Origin of the sequence: Rubrivirga sp. (genome assembly GCF_049648075.1) — a bacterium.
Lineage (GTDB): Bacteria > Bacteroidota > Rhodothermia > Rhodothermales > Rubricoccaceae > Rubrivirga.
The window spans coordinates 1-2,865 of sequence record NZ_JBARYR010000262.1 but is presented as its reverse complement, the minus strand read 5'-3'; the positions used below and the strand labels follow the sequence as shown (position 1 = coordinate 2,865).

Sequence of the window (2,865 nt, the reverse complement as noted above, 5' to 3'; positions counted from 1 at the left end):
TGCTTGATGTCGTTGGTCGCGTCCTTGAACTCGCGGATGCCCTTGCCCAAGCCACGAGCGATCTCAGGGATCCGCTTGGCTCCGAACAAGAGCAGCACGACGACGAGGATGGCGAGGATCTCGAAGGGTCCGAGGCTTCCCATGACGTGGAGAGAAAAGTGGTCCTCCAAGCTACGTGCCGCCCCCGCAGAGGTGCCCGGCCCCGTTCGTCTTCGCGGAGACCGCAGCCGCTTCGACCTCGAGGACGGCCCCTCGCGACGGTAGCTTCGGGGACGTCCCCCTTCTCCCAATGCCCCTCGATCGCGCCACCATCGCCGCTTGGCCCAAGGCCGAGCTCCACTGCCACCTCGACGGCTCCCTCCGCCTGGAGACGATGCTCGAGTTGGCCCGTGAGCAGGACAAGCTCGACCGGTTCCCCACCGACACCGTCGAGGGCATGGCCCAAGAGCTCAAGAAGATCGACGGCTCGCCGACGCTCGAGGAGTACCTCCAGTGGTTTGGCTACTCGATCCCCGTCATGCAGACGCGCGACGCGCTGCACCGGATCGCCTACGAGCTCGCCGAAGACATGGCGAACGACGGCGTCCGCTACCTCGAGGTCCGCTACGGACCGATCCTGCACACGGACGAGGGGTTGACGATGTGGCAAGTCAACGACGCGGTGCTCGCCGGCCTCGAGGACGCGCGGCGCGACCACGGCATCCGGTCCGGCGTCATCGTGTGCGGGCTTCGGGACCGCCGCGAGAGTGCATCACTGGCCCAAGCCGAACTCGCAGCGAGCTACCGAGGACGCGGCGTCGTCGGGTTCGACCTGGCCGGCGGCGAGAGCGGCAACCCGGCCGAGATGCACGGGGCGGCGTTCTACCTCGCTCGCAAAGAGCTGTTGAACATCACCGTCCATGCCGGCGAGAGCTTTGGCCCGGCCTCGATTCGGCAAGCCCTTTTCAAGTGCGGCGCACACCGGATCGGCCATGGCGTGACGCTGGGTCAGGACCCGGAGTTGCTTCGCTACTTCGTAGACCGCCAGATCGCCCTCGAGGTCTGCCCGACCTCGAACGTCCAGACGCGGGCCGTCGCGAGCTACGAGGCCCACCCCGTCGCCGAGTACGTCCGCGCCGGCGTGCCGGTCACGATCAACACCGACAACACCCTCTTCAGCCACACGACCACGACCGAGGAGTTGTGGCTTGCGCACACGCGGTGCGGGATCGGTGCCGAGCCGCTGCGGGAGGTCGTGCTCAACGGCTTCCGCCACGCGTTCCTGAACCACGCCGAAAAGTGCGACCTGCTCAAGGAGGTAACTCCACTCATCGAGGCCTGACCCAGACGCGACCGTCCTCGAGGACGACTCTCTCTCATCCAACCTCGAGGTCGGACCGATCTCCATCCGCATGGCCCACGACGTCGTCACCGTCCACCCTGTCGCCGCGCTTGCCGGTTCGCCCCAGCTTCCGGCCGACAAGTCGATCTCGCACCGCGCCGCCATCTTCGCGGCCATCGGACAGGGCGAGAGCGAGATCGTCGGGTTCTCCGACGCCGCCGACCCGCACAGCACGTTGGCGTGCCTCCGAGGCTTGGGCGTCGAGATCGAGGAACGCCAGGACGTCCTCGAGGAAGACGGGACGCCGAGCCTGTTCGTCAGCGGCCGCGGCCTCGATGGACTGACCGCTCCCACGGCACCGCTGGACTGCGGCAACTCAGGCACGACGATGCGACTACTCGCAGGACTCCTGGCGGGCCGGCCGTTCGACTCGACTCTCGTCGGCGACGCGTCTCTCTCGTCGAGGCCGATGGCGCGGATCGCGAACCCGCTCCGCGAGATGGGCGCCCGCGTCGAGATGACCGACGGCCACGCGCCGCTCACCGTCCGCGGCGCCGACCTCGAGGGCGTGACCTACCGCCTGCCGATGGCGTCGGCCCAGGTCAAGAGCGCGGTGTTGCTCGCGGGGCTCTCCGCCAACGGCACCACGACCGTCGTCGAACCGATTCCGACCCGTGATCACACCGAGCGGATGTTGCAGTTCGACGTCCTCGAGGTCGGCGGCGAGCGGAACATTTCGGTCGAGCGTGGCCACAAGATCCCGGCGCGGCAGTTCGTGATCCCGCGCGACGTCTCGGCGGCGGCGTTCTTCCTGGTCGCCGGCAGCATCGCGGAGTCCGCGATCATCGACCTGCGCTCGGTCGGCCTCAATCCGACCCGCAGTGGCGTCCTCGATGTGTTGCGCGCGATGGGCGCGAACCTCCGCGTCCTCGATGAGCGCGAGCGCTCCGGCGAGCCGCTCGCCGACCTACGCGTCGAGGCGCCAGAGAACGGACTGCACGGCGTCGAGATCGGCGGGGCCATCGTACCCAACCTGATCGACGAGATTCCCGTCTTGGCCGTCGCCGCCGCATTCGCCAAGGGCCGGACCATCATCCGGGACGCCCAAGAGTTGCGCGTCAAGGAGACCGACCGCATCGAGGCCACTGCCGCGTTCTTGCGCGACATGGGCGCCGATGTCGAGGAGCGCCCCGACGGACTCGTCATCGAGGGCGGACGACCGCTCAAGGGCGTCGAGGTCGACTCGCGGCACGACCACCGGATCGCGATGGCCGCCGCCGTCGCCGGTCTCATGGCCGATGGCCCCACCCAGATCCACGGCGCCAGCGCCGCTGCCGTCTCGTTCCCAACCTTCTGGAACGAGCTCGAGAGCGTCGCCGCGGGCTCCGTCGATCACTAGCCGTCCTCGAGGACGGACGGCTACTCGTTGTTGGCCACAATCCGGGTCCAGATCACGATCGCCCCGCACGTCAGCCGAGACCGAGTGTAGTTGAACTGGCTCGGCACCTCCGCCGGTCCACGGTAGACCTCGACGGCGGCGATAT

The 2,865-nt window shown here is 68.2% G+C and carries 3 protein-coding genes; 2 read left to right on the top strand and 1 reads right to left on the bottom strand.

The genetic code is table 11. From position 1 onward, the window contains the following. Positions 1–143 (bottom strand): twin-arginine translocase TatA/TatE family subunit (gene tatA / locus WBA11_RS07805; RefSeq protein WP_424520135.1); only part of this gene is annotated, 143 nt, incomplete at its 3' end. A 146-nt stretch (positions 144–289) separates the two neighbouring features. Between tatA and add the strand changes: the two genes are divergently transcribed. Both add and aroA read left to right on the top strand, forming a co-directional pair. Then, positions 290–1,321: an adenosine deaminase gene (gene add, locus WBA11_RS07800; protein ID WP_424520134.1), complete on the top strand. Its 1,032-nt coding sequence runs from the start codon at positions 290–292 to the stop codon at positions 1,319–1,321. A 70-nt stretch (positions 1,322–1,391) separates the two neighbouring features. Then, a complete protein-coding gene (gene aroA, locus WBA11_RS07795) occupies positions 1,392–2,720 on the top strand; it encodes a 3-phosphoshikimate 1-carboxyvinyltransferase (RefSeq protein WP_424520133.1) in 1,329 nt (442 codons plus the stop codon). The last annotated feature ends 145 nt before the right edge of the window (positions 2,721–2,865 follow it).